The sequence below is a fragment of the Caballeronia sp. INML3B genome, assembly GCF_023631305.1.
Lineage (GTDB): Bacteria > Pseudomonadota > Gammaproteobacteria > Burkholderiales > Burkholderiaceae > Caballeronia > Caballeronia turbans.
On sequence record NZ_JALQDI010000105.1, the window covers coordinates 1 to 274 of the forward strand.

General features: G+C 48.5%; 1 protein-coding gene. It reads right to left on the minus strand.

Features of this window, described 5'->3' with window-relative positions; genetic code table 11:
• Positions 1–4: 4 nt before the first annotated feature.
• The coding region (locus NCS58_RS34070) for a hypothetical protein (RefSeq protein WP_250539046.1) at positions 5–274 on the minus strand (270 nt) is incomplete at its 5' end.

Sequence of the window (274 nt, forward strand, 5' to 3'; positions counted from 1 at the left end):
CGTATCAGGCGTTCTTAAAGTTCAGAGATTCTGGCAAACGAGGGTCGCGAACCGGGATCAATGCTTTTTCACCCGCAATCCAGCAGAACCCAGCAACATAAAATCCTCCCAGTCCAACCCAGCAGCACAAATCAACAAGTCCGAATGGGAGTGACGAACCTTCGTTAAACTTGGGCATGATCAACCAATATTGATCGACCCAATGCATCACCAACATGTAGCAAGAAGCAAACATCAAGAATTTCTTGTTGCGGCGCACCGTGCGTGCCATGAG